Source organism: Aquibacillus koreensis, assembly GCF_025154055.1.
In the GTDB taxonomy this organism is placed as follows: domain Bacteria; phylum Bacillota; class Bacilli; order Bacillales; family Amphibacillaceae; genus Aquibacillus_C; species Aquibacillus_C koreensis.
Genome location: NZ_JAOALK010000056.1, coordinates 315,834 through 335,661, shown reverse-complemented (window position 1 = coordinate 335,661; position 19,828 = coordinate 315,834). Strand labels below are relative to the sequence as shown.

The window sequence follows — 19,828 nt, the reverse complement described above, 5'->3', positions numbered from 1 at the left end:
ATCCACTCAGGAGCGTACTTTGCGACTGAGTTAGCTGAGGCCGTGCCCGCGGAAAGCGACGTATTCTGACGAAGCGGAGTATTAGCACTCATCCTAAAAGGACCGTAAGGAAGTAGTGAAATTGTTTACTGCACAGTATGGATCTACTGTGCATTATAAATATAAGAAAGGAGACTAACCAGGTTTGGTTGTATCCTTTCTACTTTTTCTATTCTCATTGTGATGTAGCAAAATGTTTGTCTAAGCCTCGTATGATACCTTTGGCAATTTTTTCTTGAAATCCTTTCGCTTGGATCTTATTCTCTTCTGCTGCATTGGACAAGAATCCTAATTCTAAAAGAAGTGAAGGCCGACGATTAATTCGTAAAACTTGAAAGTCTCCAAACTCTACGCCATTGTCATCCATATTGGTAGCTTTCACCAATTCATTTTGGACCGTTTGAGCAAGTTTTATGTCTCTCTCAGAATAGTAAAATGTATTTAAACCAGTTACTTCAGGGTATTGTGGAATGCTGTTATAGTGAAGACTTAAAAAAACATCAGCTTCGACTAGATTGGATAAACTTGAGCGCCCGCCCAATGACATATACGTATCATCAGATCTTGTAAGTATTACATTGGCACCCAATATTTCTAAAAAATATTTCAATTCGTTAGCTGTCATCAACGTATAATTCTTTTCGTAACTGCCGCTTATACCAATTGCTCCGACGTCCCTACCGCCATGGCCAGGATCTATCACAATGGTTTTGTTGAACAAGTTTGAGCCCTTTTGTTTCGCTTTCTCAGGATCTTTAACAAGTGATCTAGCTATATATCCTTGGTTTCCGTTCCATGAGACTTTTAGCCATTCATCCATCTCCTCCATAACTTGGACAGTTTCCCCTTTATCAAGCGTAGCCAAAATCGCACCTTCTGTAGAAGCCTCACTCCGCATAGTTGTTTTGTCATCCCGTATTTCCATTACCGTTAACGATGGAGGAGGAGAGCTGGTCTCTTCTTCTGGAACGGTTTGCTCTTCATCTTTTTCGACAGAAATATATTCTGCTGAAACCCATCCGGTAGTGTGACCTAGATCGATTTTTACCCAATCCGCTTGTTCTTCGATGATTTCATAAGTCTCTCCTTGATCAATTTGAGCGACTTTTTCAAAATCTGTTCCAGGTCCACTTCTAACATTTAAATTATTTACATTAATGAATGCTTCATTTGCATAAACGATGGTTGTAATGGACAAAATGAATACAACTATTACACTGATCAAAGCGATATATCTATAACGTTTCAAAATAAAATTCCTCCGTACTTCCAATTAGATATGTGACGTTTTGCATGCATGTACTTCTTTCATAGTAATAAACAAATAGACATGAAGTCAAAAATAAACCAAATAAAGGGAGAATTCACATGAGATTACATCCAAAGCAAGCAGGTAACAACGCCATTGATCATCTTTATGGTGCGAATTTTCATCGATTTGTAGAAATGGAAAGTAGTGTAGATAGTATGGAAATTGCACAAGAATTAGGTCTTTCCTTGGGAGATGTAAAAAAACTAAAAGAAAAGTTAAAACGTTCTTGACAACTTACTCTCCAAAGCTTAATATTATAAGAAATTCTTAGAAAAATAGTTAATATTGACGGTTTCTATCAGATGATCACCGATGAAGGAAAGAGTAATCAGAATAACATTAGTAAAGAGAGAGAGTTCCTATGGCTGAAAGAATTCTTACTAGATGGGCTGATGAAAGACATTCCGAAGGTTTTGTATTGAATAAAGTAAATACAAACGTATGCAGGCGTTAACTGTATGAGTGGAAGTTTCTAATTTTGGAGACTTCAACTAGGGTGGTAACACGGGTTTAACTCTCGTCCCTTTTTGGGGGCGGGAGTTTATTTATTTTGGAATAATTATACATAAGGATAAGTACACAGGGGGGTTTAGCCATGAATATGAAAGCACCTAGAGGAACGCAAGACTTATTGCCGGGGGTAACAGAAAAATGGCAGTATGTTGAAGAAAAATGGAAAGATCTATGCAATAGGTACAATTATAAGGAGATTAGAACGCCGATTTTTGAACATACCGAGCTATTTCAAAGAGGTGTTGGTGATACAACAGACATTGTACAAAAGGAAATGTACACCTTTAAAGATCGCGGAGATAGAAATATTACTTTACGTCCAGAAGGTACTGCTTCGGTGGTTCGCGCATTTGTGGAAAATAAAATCTTTGGCTTACCAAATCAGCCAACTAAATTATTTTACTCTGGACCAATGTTTCGATATGAAAGACCTCAACAAGGGAGAATGCGTCAATTTGTTCAGTTTGGTGTGGAAGCATTAAGTAGTAAAGATCCGGCAATTGACGCTGAAGTTATATCTCTTGCTATGGGAATTTATCAAGAATTAGGCCTTCGTTCTCTAAAGCTTGTCATCAATAGCCTAGGTGACGGAGAAAGTCGAACGAACCACAGAAATGCATTGATTCGTCACTTCGAGCCACATAAGCAGGAATTGTGTAGTGACTGTCAAGTGAGACTGGAGAAGAACCCGCTTCGTGTCTTAGATTGTAAAAAGGATCGTGAACATCCAGCAATGGAGACAGCGCCATCTATACTTGAATACTTGAATGAGGACTCACGAGCGTATTTTGAAGAAGTAAAGCAACACTTAGATCAAATGGGTATTGCATATGTAGTGGATAAAAACCTTGTGCGAGGACTTGATTACTACAACCATACTGCGTTTGAAATTATGAGTGAGGCAGAAGGTTTTGGAGCAATAACCACTTTATCTGGTGGTGGCAGATATAATGGCTTAGTAGAAGATTTAGGGGGACCAGAAACACCTGGAATTGGATTTGCGCTAAGCGTGGAGCGTTTATTAATGGCGCTTGAGGCAGAAGGTGTCGAGTTACCTATTGAGGAACAATTAGACTGTTATTTCGTATCAATTGGAGATAAGGCGAATAAGGAAGCAGTCAGACTCACCTATGAACTAAGAAAAGCCGGTGTTCAAGTAGATAAAGACTATCAAGGTAAAAAACCAAAAGCACAGTTTAAAGCAGCTGATCGCTTACAAGCGAAATATGTTCTCGTTCTTGGGGAAGATGAGCTAGACAACAATAAAATAAACTTGAAAGATATGGAAACAGGAGAGCAAGAAGAGATTGCTATCGATCAATTAGTCGATCATTTACAACAGTTACTCAAGGGAGGAAAGTAGAGATGCATAAAGCACGTGTTTTAGCAGGAACTTTAAGGAATAGCCATGTGGGAGAAACGGTTACCTTAAAAGGATGGGTACAAAAACGCCGTGATCTTGGTGGGTTGATTTTTATAGATGTAAGAGATCGTTCTGGGATTGTACAGATCGTATTTAATCCTGAAGTATCAACTGAAGCATTGCAAATAGCTGAAAGAGTTAGAAGTGAATATGTCCTTGAGGTTACTGGAAAAGTAGTTGAACGTGACCCATCGACTGTAAATCCCAAAATGGAAACTGGTGAGATTGAAGTTGTCGTTGATGAGATTACGATTTTAAATAAGGCTAAGAACCCTCCGTTTCAGATTCAAGATGAAACGGATGTTGCAGAAGATCTGCGCTTAAAATACCGTTACTTAGACTTACGTCGCGAGCCAATGCAAAAAACGTTTAAACTCAGACATCAAACATCACAAGTAATGAGAAACTTCTTAAATGAAGAAGAATTCTTAGACATGGAAACACCAATGTTAACGAAGAGTACCCCTGAAGGAGCACGTGATTATTTAGTACCTAGTCGTGTGCATGAAGGTCATTTTTACGCATTGCCACAATCGCCACAATTATTTAAACAACTATTAATGGTGTCAGGCTTTGAAAAGTATTATCAATTTGCACGGTGCTTCCGAGACGAAGATTTGCGTGCAGACAGACAGCCAGAGTTCACTCAAATTGATATTGAGACATCATTCATGACAAGCGATGAAATTATGGCAATGACAGAACGAATGATGAAACGAGTAATGAAAGAAGTTAAAGGAATAGATATAGAGATTCCGCTTGCTCGTATGCCTTATGATGAAGCAATGGAACGATTTGGTTCGGACAAGCCAGATTCGCGTTTCGGGATGGAACTGGTCACTGTATCGGAAGCTGTAAAAGATTCTGGCTTCAAAGTGTTTAGTAGTGCGGTTGAATCTGGTGGTAAGGTTAGTGCTATTAATGTGAAAGGGAAAGCGAGCCAGTTTTCTAGAAAAGACATTGATCAACTAACAGATTTTGTGAAAATTTACGGTGCAAAAGGGTTAGCATGGTTAAAAGCGGAAGGCGATGAATTAAAAGGTCCGATTTCTAAATTTTTATCTGAAAAAGAAGTGGAAGAATTACGCAATCTATTAGATATATCAGATGGAGATTTAATACTATTAGTAGCAGACAAGACGAACGTCGTCTTTGATAGTCTCGGTGCACTACGTCTTAAGCTTGGAAAAGAACTTCAACTCATTGATGAGTCTACATTTAATTTCCTATGGGTGACTGAATGGCCTTTATTTGAATATGACGAAGAAGCTGGTCGTTATTCTGCTGCACACCATCCATTTACAATGCCTGCTTCAGAGGATATGGATAAATTAGATACAAATCCAGGAGAAGTGAAGGCACAAGCGTATGATCTTGTCTTAAATGGATATGAACTAGGCGGGGGTTCTTTACGTATTTATCAGAAGGAAATACAACATAAAATGTTTGAAGTGCTAGGCTTTTCACAAGAAGAGGCGCAAAGTCAATTCGGCTTCTTGTTAGAGGCATTAGAGTATGGTGCTCCTCCACATGGTGGGATTGCACTAGGGTTTGATCGATTAATAATGTTACTTGCTGGAAGAACGAATCTTAGAGATACAATTTTATTCCCTAAGACTGCGTCAGCAGCTTGTTTATTAACAGAAGCGCCGGGTACTGTAAGTGAAAGTCAGTTAGATGAACTTTCACTAAAACTACAAGTAAAAGAGCAAGTATAATATTGTTGTAAAGTTGTAATAATTGTTAATTAAATGTAAAAGTAGCAGACTTGAAAACGCTATCTATGTATGCTATTCTTTTCTTACAAACAAATATTACTTAGCTGATTTACCCATCGGATCCTGATGTGTTCGTCCTAATATTGACGTTTTGACCGAACATCAATATTTTCGGGAGCTTCTCGTTTCTATATGGCATGCATGCCTCGTTTAGTTGAGGACGCATAAAATATAGAACTAAGCACCCACCTGCTAAGAGCGGGATCAAAACTCATGAAAAATAGACGGCACAATTGGGATTCGATGATACATAACAAAAAAAGAACCTTTAAGCTAACATTGCTTAAGGGTTCTTTTTTATTTCAACGAAAATTCTATTTTCAGTGGTAGTTTTGTTATTCTATCTAGCTACTTGTTCTAGATTCCCATTTTTCTCCATACGAAAAGCAGGTGTTTTTGCACTATCATCTTCATCAAACACAACCATTTTTCGAGCTCTGTCCATAATTTGGATTAATACTTGATAGTCTTCTTGAACAGTCGTAAGCTGCTGTTCTAGTTGCAAGACTTTTTTCTCAAGTTTTTCATTTTCACTTATTAAGTGTTCATTCTCTTTTTTCATTTTTTCCAAACTGGTTTTAGACTTGTTAGACTCATTGTATTCTTTTTTCATTGTTTTTAAGTAATCTATAACATTATCTAAATTTAACTCACTATAGCTGCTTTGCATCGTTGTATTTGTAGATGCGATCGGTTCCAAATCTTCATAAAAGTCTTGACCATATTCAACATCATTTTCTAGTTCTTGTTCTAACATGCGCACATCTGGCATCATAGCTTTACGAGCTGGGACTGGAACGCTAGTATGAACAGTTTTCTCTTGTCTTGCTTGGGCACGTTTTTTCTCCTTGCGCTGTCTTTTCGCAATAGATACTGCTTGCTCGTAACGTTGTCTAACTTCTGCATTCCAACGAAAACCACAAGCGGCAGAAGTACGGTTAAGTTTGTCACCGACTTCCTCAAATGCATTTAGTTGTGTACTTCCTTCTCTAATATGACGCAATACAGTCTCTGCAAGTAATAAATCATCTTCATGGGACCAAGCGTCCTGTCTTACTTTAACCACAATACTCCACTCCTTTTTATTTAGGAAAATATGTTCTGAAACTTCTATGATTAGTATTCATAGAAATAGTTTGGTATTTTTGTTTGTAGTTTTACCTAAATAAAAAGGAAATATACCATATATTCATAAACTTATTAAAAAAATAGTTTTAACTTTCAAAAGCTAGTATTTAATAATTGTTATTGCACTGTATGCATAAACTGTGCAGTAACACTTTCATGTCTTAAAATAGTGAAGTGTTATAACGCCGTTCCGGCAGAATACTTCGCTTTCCGCGGGCACGGCCTCAGCCTCCTCGTGGAAGGGCACCACTGCGGGGTCTTCACCTCGCGCTGTTCCCGCAGGAGTCTTCGTATTCTGCCTCCACTGTGTATGCTTTCTGGGGCAATGTATTTATTTGCTACTTCATTTATCACTTTTTCTCACTATACAAGGAATCCGTAGCGGCGTATTACCACTCATCTAATAAAAACCGTATGGAAATAATGAAATTGTTTACTGCACAGTATCGATCTACTGTGCAGCTTTTATTAGGGATTTTTTCTGTTGAAAAATTGAAAATCTATTTATTAATTCTGTCGTACACTTGTTTTAGTGACTTTTCGAATTTTCCTGTTTCTTTTGGTTGATAGTATTTCTTATGTTTAATGGGATCGGGTAAGTATTGCTGTTCGACCCACCCATTTTCATAATTGTGTGGGTATTTGTAATCAACGCCTCTGCCTAACGTTTTTGCACCTTTATAATGTGCATCCTTTAAATGGATTGGAATATCACCTGTATTACTGGTTCGTATGTCGTGAAGTGCGGCATCTAATGCTTTATAGGCAGTATTTGATTTTGGCGATAAGCATAATTCAACAATTGCAACAGACAGAGGTATGCGTGCTTCAGGAAATCCAAGTCTTTCGGCAGCTTCTACTGCTGCCAGTGCTCTTGGTCCCGCTTGTGGGTTGGCAACTCCAATGTCTTCGTATGCAATCACGATCATCCGTCTACCAATACTATCTAAATCACCAGCCTCTATTAATCTGCCCAAGTAATGTAAAGCGGCATTTACATCACTTCCCCGAATGGATTTTTGGAAAGCAGAAAGGACATCATAGTGAGCATCCCCATTTTTATCATGTGAAAAACTCTTCTTTTGCATACATTGCTCTGCGTCTTCTAAATGGATATGAACGATTCCTTGTTCATCCTTTGGAGTAGAATAGGCTGCTAATTCTAAACCATTTAAAACGGCTCGTAAATCTCCATTAGATGACTGAGCAAAGTGATTTAATGCTTCTTCATCCATCTTTATTTCCATGTTTCCTAAGCCATTCGAGTCATCCGATAAAGCTCTATTAATCGCTTCTTTCATATGCGCTTCTTCTAGTTTGTATAGTTCAAAAAGATGACATCTACTTCGAATTGCAGGATTAATAGAATGGTATGGATTGCTAGTCGTACATCCGATTAATGTAACTAAGTTACTTTCCACATGTGGTAATAGAAAATCTTGTTTCGCTTTATCTAAACGATGAACTTCATCTAATATTAGAACAAGTTGTCCAGACATTTTTGCCTCTTCAACGGCTATTTCCATATCTTTTTTCTTATCAATTACAGCGTTCAATACTTTGAAACGAAGACCTAAGCTTTTCGCTAAGGCGGTGGCCATGGAAGTTTTTCCTGTTCCGGGAGGCCCGAACAAGATCATGGAGGCAAGTCGCTCCGCCTCTATCATTCTTCTAATCATTTTCCCTTCCCCTACAAGATGCTCCTGACCAATAATCTCGTCTACACTATTTGGACGCATTCGAAAAGCAAGTGGTTTATGGCTCATCAATATTTCTCCTTTTGTCTTCATTCGTCTCTATGTTTTGGTTATTATTTTCTTGTAATTCTATCCTTAAGCGTACTTTTAACGTTTGTAAAATGCAAGATAGATGTCATCGTGCTATAATAAGCGTGGCTATTTAATCTATTTTTTATTTAGAAAACGAGGGGAAAAGATTGAAACGTGAGATGACTAACTTGAGAGAGCACACCATAAGATGGTTCTTTTTCTTTTTCGGCTTAATTGTACTTTCATTAGGTGTAACGCTTACGATTAAAGCAAGTGATTTAGGAATCGGGCCATGGGATGTATTTCACTATGGGCTATTTTTAAAATTCGGGTTAACAATTGGGACTTGGTCTATTATTGCAGGGGTTGTAATTGTATTTTTTACAAGTTTGATTACTAGGTCTCGACCACAATTAGGAACCTATTTAAATATGGTACTTATAGGTGTTTTTATTGATATTTTTAATTGGATGTTACCAGATGTCCATACGATATGGATTGAAATACTCCTATTGACGATAGGCATTATCGTTGCAGCAATTGGAATAGGGCTTTATGTCGCACCCAAACTAGGTGCGGGTCCTCGTGATGGTTTAATGTTATACCTGAGTAGTCAATTTGGATGGAAGGTATCAAATGTTCGAAACGGCATTGAGTTGATTGTCTTTCTTCTAGGGTGGTTATTAGGTGGACCAGTTGGGATTGGAACGATTATAATTGTAATAACATTAGGAAATGTAATTGGATATACGATACCAAAAGCAGAACAAATGCTTGATTATGTGATAAAGAGAGGTGCTGTAAATGAAGATCTCAACCAAAGGCCGATATGGGCTAACCATTATGATTGAATTAGCAAAAAAAGAGGGAGATGGCCCTGTATCTTTAAAAACCATTGCCACTGAAAATGGTTTATCAGAACATTATTTAGAACAATTAGTTGCCCCATTGAGAAATGCTTCACTAGTGAAGAGTATAAGAGGGGCATATGGTGGCTATATTTTAGCTAAAGATCCAAAGGAAATTACTGCTGGGGACATTATTAGAATTCTAGAAGGACCAATCACTCCTGTTGAGGGTATTGAAGATGAAGAACCAGCGAAGCAAGAGCTTTGGAAACGAATTAGAGATGCAGTGAAAAATGTGCTCGACACAACTACGTTAGATGATTTGAAAAACCATAGAGATGATGATAGTCAAGAGCCATACATGTTTTATATTTAAGGAAGGAAAGAGGTTGTTATGAACCCAATATATTTAGATCATGCAGCGACTACCCCAATGGATCCGGAAGTAACTAAGGAAATGCTACCTATATTTGAGGTGTACGGCAACCCGTCTAGTATTCATTCTTTTGGTAGAAAAGCGAGACAACTACTTGATCAATCGCGCCGAATTGCGGCCTCAAGCATTCATGCGAATGAAAAAGATATTGTTTTTACTAGTGGTGGAACCGAAGCAGATAATATTGCAATGATCGGTACAGCACATGCTAATCAACATAAAGGTAAGCATATTATTACGACAGTTATAGAGCACCATGCTACGCTTCATACAGCGGAGTATTTGGAGAAACAAGGATTCAAGGTCACCTATCTTCCAGTAGAAGAGAACGGTCAAATAGAATTAGAAAGCTTTAAAGCAGCCTTAACAGATGAGACGATCTTAGTTTCTATTATGGCTGTGAATAATGAAACAGGTGTCATCCAACCGATTCAGGAAATAGCCGATATAGTAAAGGATCATCAAGCCTATTTCCATACGGATGCGGTTCAAGCTTATGGCTTGTTGGATTTAAATGTAAATGAAATTTCTATAGATCTATTATCAGTTTCTTCCCACAAAATTAATGGACCTAAGGGTATAGGGTTTTTATATATTCGTGAAGGTGTATTAGTTGAGGCATTGCAACATGGTGGACAACAAGAGCGAAAAAGGCGACCTGGTACTGAAAATGTAGCAGGGATCATTGGTTTTGCAAAGGCGATTCAAATTGCCCAACAAAAAAGAGAAGAGCGGATCAACACGTATCAAGCATATAAACAGTCATTTGTTGAAACGTTAGAACAAGAAGCGATCAACTTCTTTGTCAATGGAGAATGGGAAAAGACCATTCCATCCACGATCAATATTAGTTTTCCGGGCACGAATGTAGAGTCCTTGTTAACAAACTTTGATCTTGCTGGTATAGCTGCATCTAGTGGAAGTGCATGTACGGCTGGGTCAGTAGAGCCATCCCATGTATTATCTGCCATGTACGGTTCGGAAAATGAACGAACGACAAATTCAATTAGGTTTAGTTTTGGTCTTGCCAATAATCAGGATCAAATCATAGAGGCTGCAAAGCGCGTAGCATCTATTGTTAAAAGGTTAGTAAAATAAGAGCTATTGGAAGATACTAAACATAGTAGCTTTTATCCCGCTTTAACGGGCAGTAACTCTACCACCCCAAAAACTTTAGGATAGAAGGAAGTTTAGGTGAGGAATACTGCCCGTAAAAGCCCGATTCGTTCAACTAACCATCAGTGGAAAAGAAGAACTCCCACTGATGGAAGTTTCACTTTATATTTAGGGGTGACAAAATGAAAGAGAAAAAAGATACACGTGTAGTTGTTGGGATGAGTGGTGGAGTTGATTCATCTGTTACTGCACTTTTATTAAAACAACAAGGTTATGATGTTGTAGGTATATTTATGAAAAACTGGGATGATACAGATGAGAATGGTGTTTGCACGGCTACAGAAGACTTTGAGGATGTTGTACGTGTATGCAACCAATTAGATATCCCTTATTATGCAGTGAACTTTGAAAAACAATATTGGAATAAAGTATTTACTTATTTCCTTGATGAATATAAAGCTGGTCGAACTCCAAATCCAGATGTTATGTGTAATAAAGAGATTAAATTTAAAGCATTTTTAGAACATGCGTTATCACTTGGTGCAGACTATTTGGCAACTGGACACTATGCGCAAGTGAGAGAAGTGAACGGGACATACGAAATGATTCGTGGTGTCGATGATAACAAAGACCAGACATACTTCTTAAACCAATTATCCCAAGATGTATTGGCAAAAGTAATGTTTCCGTTAGGGCATTTGCCTAAGAAAGAAGTTCGGCGGATTGCAAAAGAGCATGACTTGGCTACAGCAACGAAAAAGGATAGTACAGGTATTTGTTTTATTGGAGAGCGCAATTTCAAAGAATTTTTAAGTGAGTATCTACCTGCACAACCTGGAAAGATGACAACTTTAAGTGGAGTAGTTAAAGGTAATCATGAAGGATTAATGTATTATACGATTGGACAAAGACAAGGGTTAGGTATTGGCGGTGCTGGAGATCCTTGGTTTGTAGTAGGAAAGAATCTAAAGGAAAACATTTTATATGTAGACCAAGGTTTTCATAACGAGTTACTTTATTCGGATGCGTTGGTTGCTACTGATTTAAATTGGATAAGTGGTCAACCAATAACCGAGGAGTTTTCTTGCACAGCAAAATTCCGTTATCGCCAAACAGATAGTAAAGTAACCGTAACGCCAATAGATGATAATAAAGTAAAAGTGACTTTCCATGAATCTGAACGAGCAATTACACCAGGACAATCTGTTGTCTTTTATGATGGCGAAGTTTGTTTAGGTGGCGGAACGATTGATGAAATTTTTAAAAATGAAACCTATGTCGATTACGTAGGCTAATTTTCTGATGGTTGGTGGGACAGACTTATTAGGAAATAAGTCTGTCCTTCTTTCCGTTAATATAATTTGAAATGAATTTGTTAGGTATGAGGTGGAAATATGGATAATCTAGAACAAGCTATCTCTTTAATGAAGGAAGGAAAAATGGAAGAAGCCGTTCAATTTTTCACGGCTGCAATTGAGGAAAAGCCAGACGATCCAGTAGGTTATATTAACTTTGGTAATCTATTGTTACATATGAACGATTATGATCGTGCCGAAAGATTCTATATGAAAGCAATTGAATTGGATGAGAAGGCAGCAACAGCCTTTTATGGCCTTGGAAATCTTTATTTTGAACAATCGAAATATAAAAAAGCTCAAAAAAACTACCAACAAGCAATGGAGTTAGGTTTAGAAGAAGGTGACGTATTCTTGATGTTAGGTTTAACCTTCCAACATCAGGGACACCAAAAACTTGCTCTACCATATCTACTTAGAGCAACAGAGCTTGCACCTGAGGATGAGTCTACCTTATTTCAGTACGGTCTTGCCTTAGCGCAAACAGAGCAAATTGAGGATGCACAAAACATATTTAAAAAAGTAATTTCTATTAACGAGGAACATAGTGATGCACACTATAACCTTGGAGTTACCTATTTACTACAAGATAAAGCAGATGATGCGATTCAACATTTTGATCAAGCTTTAACGATTCAACCCAATCATGAATTGGCTATGAACGGAAAAGCGGCAATCGAAGCAATATTGAATGAAGAGTAAGGTACTTCATGTAAAAGGAGAAATTCAGCAATGGAAGATCAACGTGAAATAGAAAACAATAGTTATATAAAAGGTGAATTACTCCACACTATTTTTAAAAATGAAGCGGAGCATTTTTCCATTGCTAAAATAAAAGTGCTAGAAACAAATGAAGAGTTAAGTGAAAAAGAAATGGTGATTAAGGGTTATTTTAGTAGATTGGACGACAATGAAACCTATTTGTTTTATGGGACCTTTCAAGAACACAAAAAGTTTGGCAAACAGTACCAGGTAGACCATTATGAGCGGTTTGTACCGACAACCAAAGATGGTTTGATTTCCTACTTATCCAGTGATCTATTTTACGGCATAGGAAAAAAAACTGCCGAGAAAATAGTGGAGACACTAGGCGAATCAGCGGTAGCCCAAATATTAAATGATCCTAGCGTGCTAAAGAAAGTCCCAGGGCTCGCAAAAGAAAAGAGAGATGCGCTCCATAAAGGTTTGCAGGATCATCAAGGCTTTGAGCATGTAGTCGTTCATCTGTCTAAATATGGATTTGGATTAAAAATGGCTCAAAAAATTTATCATACGTATAAGGGAGAAACGTTGCAAATTTTAGAAGAGAATCCCTATCAATTTGTTTTTGATATCGAAGGTTTTGGTTTTCTTCGTGCAGATGAAGTGGCGAGGCAAAATAATATCCCTATGAATCACGCAAGTAGAATTCAGGCAGCATGTATTTACGTTCTTCATAATAGTATGCAAAATGGGCATGTGTTTCTACCATTGCAAGACCATATGGTAGAAGTAGATCACTTAATCTCTGGACAAGCAAATGAAATTTCTTTTGATGATATTTCCCGAGAAATACTAGAATTAAACAAAGAAAAGAAAGTGATTATTAATGAAACTAAAGTGTACTTACCTTCGTTATATTATGCGGAAACTGGGTTTTGTACACAAGTTAAACGAATAATAGATAATGAGCAAGAACAAGAAGTAACAGCTGCTGAGTTAATGAAAATAGTCGGTGCAATAGAAGAGGAAGAAACGCTTAGCTATGGAAAAGAGCAGTTTCAAGCAATTCGACAAGCGCTAGAATCGAAAATTATGATTTTAACAGGCGGACCAGGCACAGGAAAAACAACTGTAATAAAAGGAATTATAAAGGCCTATAGCCAAATCCATAATTTAGCACTTGATCCAAGAGACTACGATAGAGATAAAACGTACCCATTTGTATTAACTGCTCCAACGGGTAGGGCGGCTAAAAGAATGACGGAATCAACTGGTTTACCAGCAGTAACGATTCACCGTTTACTAGGTTGGAATGGTCATGAAACGTTTGAAAAGGATGAAAATAATCCTTTAGCAGGTAAATTACTAGTGATAGATGAGTTTTCTATGGTTGATACATGGCTTGCCTATCAACTGTTCAAAGCAATTCCATCCGACATGCAAGTGTTAATTGTGGGGGATGAAGATCAGTTACCATCGGTTGGTCCAGGACAAGTACTAGCTGATTTATTAGGCAGTAATCAGTTATCTGCTGTGAAATTAGATGAAGTGTATCGCCAAAAAGAAGGATCAAAAATTATCCAACTAGCACATGATATAAAAAATAATCGTTGTGAGCCCGGCTCCTTGGAGAAGGATGCTGATTTTAACTTTTTTGCTTGTAGAGAACATCAAGTACTCGATATGATTATCCAAATTGTTCAAAAAGCAAGTGAAAAAGATATTGATCTCAAGCAATTACAAGTGCTCGCCCCAATGTATCGCTCGCAGGCTGGGATCCACCGAATAAATGAAGAGATACAAAAAATAGTAAATCCAAAAAGTAAGCAAAAACGAGAAGTGCGAACAAAGGATGTTATTTATCGTACCGGTGATAAAGTTATTCAACTTGTAAACCAACCGGAAGATGGGGTTTTTAATGGTGACATTGGTGAAATCACTGCTATTTATCAAGAAGATGAAAACGAAGATCAAGCAGAGCAAGTAGTAGTTTCATTTGACGATCGAGAAGTGACGTATGAAAGAAAAGATCTAAATAATCTAATGCACGCGTACTGTGTTTCCATTCATAAATCGCAAGGAAGTGAGTTTCCAATCGTTGTCTTACCTGTAGTTCCTGGTTATCGAAGAATGCTTCGTAAAAACTTGCTATACACAGCCATCACTCGAGCAAAAAAATCGTTGATAATATGCGGGGATAAACAGGCATTTATTTATGGTGTACGAGAAGAAGATACAAACAAGAGGAACACTTCGCTATCTAGTAACCTAATTGAGTTACTTCAAGTAGATAAAAAAATACAAGAAACAGAAGAAGAATTAAGCCCTTATGATTTCCTATAAGGGCTTTTTATATTGCTAAATTTATTGCATAGTTGATAGAAAATCCGTCGTAACTATCCCACCCGCTCCGCAAGTGCAATTGGCTCCCTTTCCACGGGCACGGCCTCAGCTAACTCAGTCGCAATGTACGCTCCTGAGTGGATCTTCGGCTCGCGCTGTTCCCGTAGGAGTGTCGCCAATTGCAATTGCTCCGCTAATAACTGCTTCAAAATAATGATACACGCATTAACTAGTAACGGTTTTTATTTAAAAATGTAATTCCTAGATGTATTATTTTTGTATCATTTTTCCAAAAGAATCAATGAGTAGAAAGCACAAAACAGTGGAGGCAGAATACGAAGACTCCTGCGGGAATAGCGCGAGGTGAAGACCCCGCAGTGGTGCCCTTTCCACGAGGAGGCTGAGGCCGTGCCCGCAAGAGGAATCTGATCTTAGAAAATGCCGGGTTTTGGGATTTTTCGTGATTCCTCCTCGGAAAGCGAAGTATTCTGCCGGAACGGCTTATAACACTTCACTATTTCTATGACATGAAATTGTTACTGCACAGTATATGCAAATTGTGTACTAAGCTATGGGAAATCTATGTATAGTGGTGTGATTTTTGGACATACTTGTACTAAATTATACGAGAAGTTCAAGGAGTTGCTAGAATCATGCATTGCCCAAATTGCAAAGGAAAAAACATAGGGAAAATAGGAAATCAACAATTCTATTGTTGGAATTGCTTTATAGAGTTATCTCTTGTAAACGAAGTATTAGATGTTCACCAAGTGGAACCAGATGGATCTTTAAGTTCCTTAAATGATTTATTTTCTGAAGATGAAAGAAGACTGCAATTATAAAATGCTAGAATGAACTACTAGTTTTCAAAAAATAAGAAACTAGATATTTATGAGCAGCTTTATACCCTTGTCAATTATGTTGGCAGGGGTTATTCCTTTCATTCATAGTTTAATGTGGTTATCCATGCAAAGTACAATAAAAAGATAGAGGAGCCAGCGGGCATGTTTAATCAGAAAAAAATGCGATTTTTGTATTGGATTCTAATTGGTATTTTATTATTTTTGTTTATCTATTTATTAACTATCTTATTTCCGTTTTACCGTTCTTTATTATCTGTTGTGTTTCGTATTTTAGCACCATTTATAATTGCTGGGTTAATCGCCTATTTGCTTCATCCATTAATAGAAAAACTTCATAAATATAATTATCCAAGATGGTTTGCAATCATCGGAATCTATCTAATATTTTTTGGTGGGTTAGGTTATGTATTATACAAAGCATATCCGCCTTTTATTAATCAATTAAAAGATTTGAATGAAAATCTGCCTCACTTTATGGATATGTATCGGCAAGCAATTTACGAAGTGTACGAAAGCACATCTTTCTTACCTGAAACAGTTCATGATAAAATGGATGAGTTTTTTCATGATTTAGAAGATATGATCGGAACGCTGCTAACCAATATTGTTATGCAAGTGACGAAGCTTATGGATGTCGTTATTGTGATTGCGGTCATTCCTGTCTTAGTGTTTTATATGTTAAAAGATTTTAAGCTAATACAGTCATCTATGTGGAAGCTCACACCAAAAAAGTATCGAGAAGATGGGAAAGAGTTATTTGATAAAATTGACAAAAGTCTTGGGGATTATATACGAGGGCAATTACTTGTTTGTTTTTTTGTTAGCTTAACAACGTATGGAATTTTGTGGTTTATTGATATGGAGTACCCGCTTATTTTGGCGATTATAATGGGAATTACAAATATCATTCCCTATTTCGGTCCTATCTTAGGAGCAGTTCCAGCAGTTATTATTGCTTTTACCATATCAGGTAAAATGGTTCTTTATGTCATCATTGCGGTGTTTATCGTGCAAATTATAGAGGGAAATCTGTTATCGCCTTTTATTGTTGGGAAAAGTATTAACATTCATCCAATTTTAATTATCTTTGCCCTCTTAGTTGGAGGCGAGGTTGGTGGTATTATTGGTATGATTGTAGCAGTCCCTATTTTATCTGTCATTAAAGTGATCGTAATGCACACGAAAGCTTTTCGTGCTGGACGTTGACAATCCTATAAAATTTTTCTATAATATGCTAGCATAGTGAGATACATATATTGAATGCATTGAAGAACAAGAGTACATGACAGACCATTTTAAGAGAGGGATTTCCTAAGGCTGGAAGAAGTCCTAAATGAAGGGTCATGGAAGCTAGTTCAGAGTGCGGGTTAAAGCTCGCCGGTTTTGCGCCGTTATTGCAATCAAGGTGATGGATTATGTCAATAATTCATAATCAGGGTGGTACCGCGAACAACTCTCGTCCCTGCTTTTATAGCAGGAATGAGAGTTTTTTTACGTTTTAAACCAAATGAAATGAACATAACTAAATTAGGAGGCTAGAATAATGAAGCAGTTAACTTCAGCACAAGTTCGGCAAATGTATTTAGATTTCTTTAAAGAAAAAGGACATAGAGTGGAGCCAAGCGCATCCTTAGTTCCTAAAGAGGATCCTACCTTACTCTGGATTAATAGTGGTGTAGCAACATTAAAAAAATATTTTGATGGACGTGTTATTCCTGATAACCCTCGTATTGTAAATGCACAAAAGTCAATTCGTACCAATGATATTGAAAACGTTGGATACACGGCAAGACACCATACATTCTTTGAGATGCTAGGCAATTTTTCTATAGGAGATTATTTTAAAGAAGAAGCTATTGAATTTGCTTGGGAGTTCTTAACAAGTGAAAAATGGATTGGGTTTGAGAAGGACCGTTTATCTGTTACTGTACACCCAGAGGACGATGAAGCATTTTATTTATGGAAAGATAAAATCGGATTACCGGAAGAACGAATTATACGTTTAGAAGAGAATTTTTGGGATATTGGTGAGGGACCGAGTGGACCAAATACGGAGATTTTCTATGATCGTGGTGAAGCATACGGAAATAACCCAGAAGATCCTGAACTTTATCCTGGTGGGGAAAATGAGCGTTACCTAGAAATATGGAACCTCGTATTTTCGCAATTTAACCATAATCCAGATGATACGTACACACCGCTTCCAAAGAAAAATATTGATACAGGTATGGGGCTTGAACGTATGGTATGTGTGATTCAGGATACCCCAACAAACTTTGAAACGGATTTGTTTTTACCATTAATTAAAAAGACAGAAGAAATAGCATCGGTCAATTATGGACAAAGTAGTGAAAGTGATGTGTCTTATAAAGTCATTGCCGACCATATTCGTACGGTTTCTTTTGCAATAAGCGATGGTGCGCTTCCTTCCAATGAAGGCCGTGGGTATGTATTAAGAAGACTATTAAGAAGAGCAGTGCGTTATGCGAAGCAAATTGGGATTGAAAAGCCATTTATGTTCCAGTTAGTCCCAACAGTTGGAGCGATAATGAAGGACTTTTATCCGGAAGTAGAGGATAAAGTAGCGTTTATTCAAAATGTCATCCAAACAGAAGAAGAGCGATTCCATGAAACATTACATGAAGGTTTATCCATCCTTTCAGAAATAATAGAATCGGAAAAACAAAAAGGAAGCAATGTATTTCCTGGAACAGAAGTCTTTAGACTATATGACACATATGGCTTTCCAAAGGAATTAACAGAGGAATATGTACAAGAAGCAGGATTCACCATTGATGAAGCAGGTTTTGAAGAGGAAATGAACAAACAACGTGATCGTGCTCGTCAAGCGCGTACAAAAGTTGATTCCATGCAAATTCAAGATGGTGTCTTAAGTGAAGTGGATGTGAAAAGTGCGTTTGTTGGCTATGATGTGTTAGAGATAGATACAGTTATTTCTGAAATTGTAGAGGACAAGTCGTTTGCAGAGAAAGCAACTGCAAACCAGGAAGTATTTATCATTCTAGAAGAAACACCTTTCTATGCAGAAAGTGGTGGTCAGATCGCAGATGCGGGTGTCCTTTACACAGAGCATGGGAAAGCTGTCGTGAAAGATGTACAAAAAGCACCAAAAGGACAAAATCTTCATCGTGTTGTCGTAACAGAGGGGACGATTACAAAAGGAGATAAAGTACGTGCAGTGGTAGAGCGTACTTCAAGAACCTCTATTGTAAAAAATCATACAGCAACACACTTATTACATCAGGCATTAAAAGATGTGTTAGGCGAACATGTAAATCAAGCTGGTTCCCTTGTTGCAACAGAACGATTACGTTTTGACTTCTCACACTTTGGATCTGTAAGTGAACAGGAATTAGAGCAAATTGAAGCTATTGTAAATGAAAAAATTTGGGCTACCCTACCAGTAGTAATAAATAATCATACGATTGATGAAGCTAAACAAATGGGTGCTATGGCGCTATTTGGCGAAAAATATGGAGATATTGTTCGTGTCGTAAAAGTAGGAGACTACAGTATTGAGCTTTGTGGTGGTTGTCACGTCTATAATACTGCGGAAATAGGATTGTTTAAGATTACTTCTGAATCGGGAATAGGCGCAGGAACACGTAGAATTGAAGCTACTACTGGAAAAGGTGCATACAATTATCTAAGCGCGAAACATCAAACATTAACAGATGCTGCAAAGTTATTAAAAGTAGCTGAAGATAAGGTGATTAGTCGTATTGATGGCTTATTCCAAGAGTTAAAAGATGTGCAGAAAGAAAATGAATCATTACATGCAAAACTATCGAACTTGGAAGCATCATCTATTTTAGACTACGTGCAAGAAGTAGATGGAGTGAAATTACTATCTCGCCAAGTAGATGTACAAGATATGAACCAGTTACGTAAAATGGTAGATGATCTTAAACAAAAGCTTGATTCAGGTATAATTTTGCTTGGCTCTGTGAACAATGGCAAAGTGCAACTATCAGCAGGTGTAACAAAAGATTTAATTGCAAAGGGCTATCATGCTGGTAACTTAATTAAAGAAACTGCACAACGTTGTGGAGGCGGCGGTGGCGGTCGTCCAGACATGGCACAAGCCGGTGGTAAAAACCCAGATCAGTTAGCAGATGCATTAAAATATGCAGAAATTTATATAAAATCTAATTCATAATTTGTCATTTGGTTTCTATAAAC

Annotated in this window: 15 protein-coding genes, 1 other RNA gene and 2 other annotated features; of the genes, 13 read left to right on the top strand and 3 right to left on the bottom strand. The window is 37.4% G+C overall.

Annotated features, from left to right (window positions below):
• Positions 1-214 precede the first annotated feature (214 nt).
• Positions 215-1,288, bottom strand: coding sequence for an N-acetylmuramoyl-L-alanine amidase (locus tag NYQ66_RS18165; RefSeq protein WP_259871513.1), 1,074 nt, complete (start codon positions 1,286-1,288; stop codon positions 215-217).
• A gap of 119 nt (positions 1,289-1,407) precedes the next feature.
• On the opposite strand from NYQ66_RS18165, the gene NYQ66_RS18160 reads away from it, so the two are divergent.
• From NYQ66_RS18160 to ssrS, 4 genes are all read left to right on the top strand, one after another.
• Positions 1,408-1,581 (top strand): hypothetical protein, encoded by a 174-nt coding sequence (locus NYQ66_RS18160; protein ID WP_259871512.1) that lies wholly within the window; start codon positions 1,408-1,410, stop codon positions 1,579-1,581.
• Between the two features lie 73 nt (positions 1,582-1,654).
• Positions 1,655-1,879, top strand: a binding site (T-box leader).
• 67 nt (positions 1,880-1,946) lie between these two features.
• On the top strand, positions 1,947-3,227 hold the full coding sequence (gene hisS / locus NYQ66_RS18155) for a histidine--tRNA ligase (protein WP_259871510.1): 1,281 nt from the start codon (positions 1,947-1,949) through the stop codon (positions 3,225-3,227).
• A 2-nt stretch (positions 3,228-3,229) separates the two neighbouring features.
• Positions 3,230-5,005, top strand: coding sequence for an aspartate--tRNA ligase (gene aspS / locus NYQ66_RS18150; protein WP_259871509.1), 1,776 nt, complete (start codon positions 3,230-3,232; stop codon positions 5,003-5,005).
• A gap of 117 nt (positions 5,006-5,122) precedes the next feature.
• Positions 5,123-5,309: non-coding RNA, 6S RNA (gene ssrS / locus NYQ66_RS18145), on the top strand.
• Between the two features lie 96 nt (positions 5,310-5,405).
• Here the strand turns inward: ssrS and NYQ66_RS18140 are convergent.
• On the bottom strand, positions 5,406-6,131 hold the full coding sequence (locus NYQ66_RS18140; RefSeq protein ID WP_259871508.1) for an RsfA family transcriptional regulator: 726 nt from the start codon (positions 6,129-6,131) through the stop codon (positions 5,406-5,408).
• 562 nt (positions 6,132-6,693) lie between these two features.
• Positions 6,694-7,959: a replication-associated recombination protein A gene (locus NYQ66_RS18135; RefSeq protein WP_259871507.1), complete on the bottom strand. Its 1,266-nt coding sequence runs from the start codon at positions 7,957-7,959 to the stop codon at positions 6,694-6,696.
• Between the two features lie 182 nt (positions 7,960-8,141).
• Here NYQ66_RS18135 and NYQ66_RS18130 point away from each other — a divergent pair, with 182 nt between their 5' ends.
• From NYQ66_RS18130 to alaS, 9 genes are all read left to right on the top strand, one after another.
• Positions 8,142-8,813: a YitT family protein gene (locus NYQ66_RS18130; protein WP_259871529.1), complete on the top strand. Its 672-nt coding sequence runs from the start codon at positions 8,142-8,144 to the stop codon at positions 8,811-8,813.
• On the top strand, positions 8,767-9,186 hold the full coding sequence (cymR, locus tag NYQ66_RS18125) for a cysteine metabolism transcriptional regulator CymR (RefSeq protein ID WP_259871506.1): 420 nt from the start codon (positions 8,767-8,769) through the stop codon (positions 9,184-9,186). Before NYQ66_RS18130 ends, cymR begins: the two co-directional genes overlap by 47 nt.
• Positions 9,187-9,204: 18 nt before the next feature.
• A complete protein-coding gene (locus tag NYQ66_RS18120; protein ID WP_259871505.1) occupies positions 9,205-10,344 on the top strand; it encodes a cysteine desulfurase family protein in 1,140 nt (379 codons plus the stop codon).
• A 200-nt stretch (positions 10,345-10,544) separates the two neighbouring features.
• Entirely contained in the window at positions 10,545-11,657 is a 1,113-nt protein-coding gene (mnmA, locus tag NYQ66_RS18115) for a tRNA 2-thiouridine(34) synthase MnmA (RefSeq protein WP_259871504.1), read from the top strand.
• 99 nt (positions 11,658-11,756) lie between these two features.
• Positions 11,757-12,419, top strand: a complete 663-nt coding sequence (locus NYQ66_RS18110) for a tetratricopeptide repeat protein (protein ID WP_259871503.1) — start codon at positions 11,757-11,759, stop codon at positions 12,417-12,419.
• A gap of 30 nt (positions 12,420-12,449) precedes the next feature.
• Positions 12,450-14,762, top strand: coding sequence for an SF1B family DNA helicase RecD2 (gene recD2, locus NYQ66_RS18105; protein WP_259871502.1), 2,313 nt, complete (start codon positions 12,450-12,452; stop codon positions 14,760-14,762).
• Positions 14,763-15,415: 653 nt separating this feature from the next.
• Positions 15,416-15,604, top strand: coding sequence for a DUF2797 domain-containing protein (locus tag NYQ66_RS18100; RefSeq protein WP_259871500.1), 189 nt, complete (start codon positions 15,416-15,418; stop codon positions 15,602-15,604).
• Positions 15,605-15,766: 162 nt separating this feature from the next.
• On the top strand, positions 15,767-16,831 hold the full coding sequence (locus NYQ66_RS18095) for an AI-2E family transporter (protein WP_259871498.1): 1,065 nt from the start codon (positions 15,767-15,769) through the stop codon (positions 16,829-16,831).
• A 50-nt stretch (positions 16,832-16,881) separates the two neighbouring features.
• Positions 16,882-17,092: a binding site (T-box leader), on the top strand.
• Positions 17,093-17,168: 76 nt separating this feature from the next.
• A complete protein-coding gene (alaS, locus tag NYQ66_RS18090; RefSeq protein ID WP_259871496.1) occupies positions 17,169-19,805 on the top strand; it encodes an alanine--tRNA ligase in 2,637 nt (878 codons plus the stop codon).
• The last annotated feature ends 23 nt before the right edge of the window (positions 19,806-19,828 follow it).

Excerpts from the sequence above, each read along its gene's own strand:
- NYQ66_RS18120 (WP_259871505.1), top strand. The coding sequence starts at position 9,205 with ATGAACCCAATATATTTAGATCATGCAGCGACTACCCCAATGGATCCG.
- aspS (WP_259871509.1), top strand. The coding sequence starts at position 3,230 with ATGCATAAAGCACGTGTTTTAGCAGGAACTTTAAGGAATAGCCATGTG.
- NYQ66_RS18110 (WP_259871503.1), top strand. The coding sequence starts at position 11,757 with ATGGATAATCTAGAACAAGCTATCTCTTTAATGAAGGAAGGAAAAATG.
- NYQ66_RS18100 (WP_259871500.1), top strand. The coding sequence starts at position 15,416 with ATGCATTGCCCAAATTGCAAAGGAAAAAACATAGGGAAAATAGGAAAT.
- NYQ66_RS18160 (WP_259871512.1), top strand. The coding sequence starts at position 1,408 with ATGAGATTACATCCAAAGCAAGCAGGTAACAACGCCATTGATCATCTT.
- hisS (WP_259871510.1), top strand. The coding sequence starts at position 1,947 with ATGAATATGAAAGCACCTAGAGGAACGCAAGACTTATTGCCGGGGGTA.
- alaS (WP_259871496.1), top strand. The coding sequence starts at position 17,169 with ATGAAGCAGTTAACTTCAGCACAAGTTCGGCAAATGTATTTAGATTTC.
- NYQ66_RS18135 (WP_259871507.1), bottom strand. The coding sequence starts at position 7,959 with ATGAGCCATAAACCACTTGCTTTTCGAATGCGTCCAAATAGTGTAGAC.
- mnmA (WP_259871504.1), top strand. The coding sequence starts at position 10,545 with ATGAAAGAGAAAAAAGATACACGTGTAGTTGTTGGGATGAGTGGTGGA.
- NYQ66_RS18095 (WP_259871498.1), top strand. The coding sequence starts at position 15,767 with ATGTTTAATCAGAAAAAAATGCGATTTTTGTATTGGATTCTAATTGGT.
- cymR (WP_259871506.1), top strand. The coding sequence starts at position 8,767 with ATGAAGATCTCAACCAAAGGCCGATATGGGCTAACCATTATGATTGAA.
- recD2 (WP_259871502.1), top strand. The coding sequence starts at position 12,450 with ATGGAAGATCAACGTGAAATAGAAAACAATAGTTATATAAAAGGTGAA.
- NYQ66_RS18130 (WP_259871529.1), top strand. The coding sequence starts at position 8,142 with ATGACTAACTTGAGAGAGCACACCATAAGATGGTTCTTTTTCTTTTTC.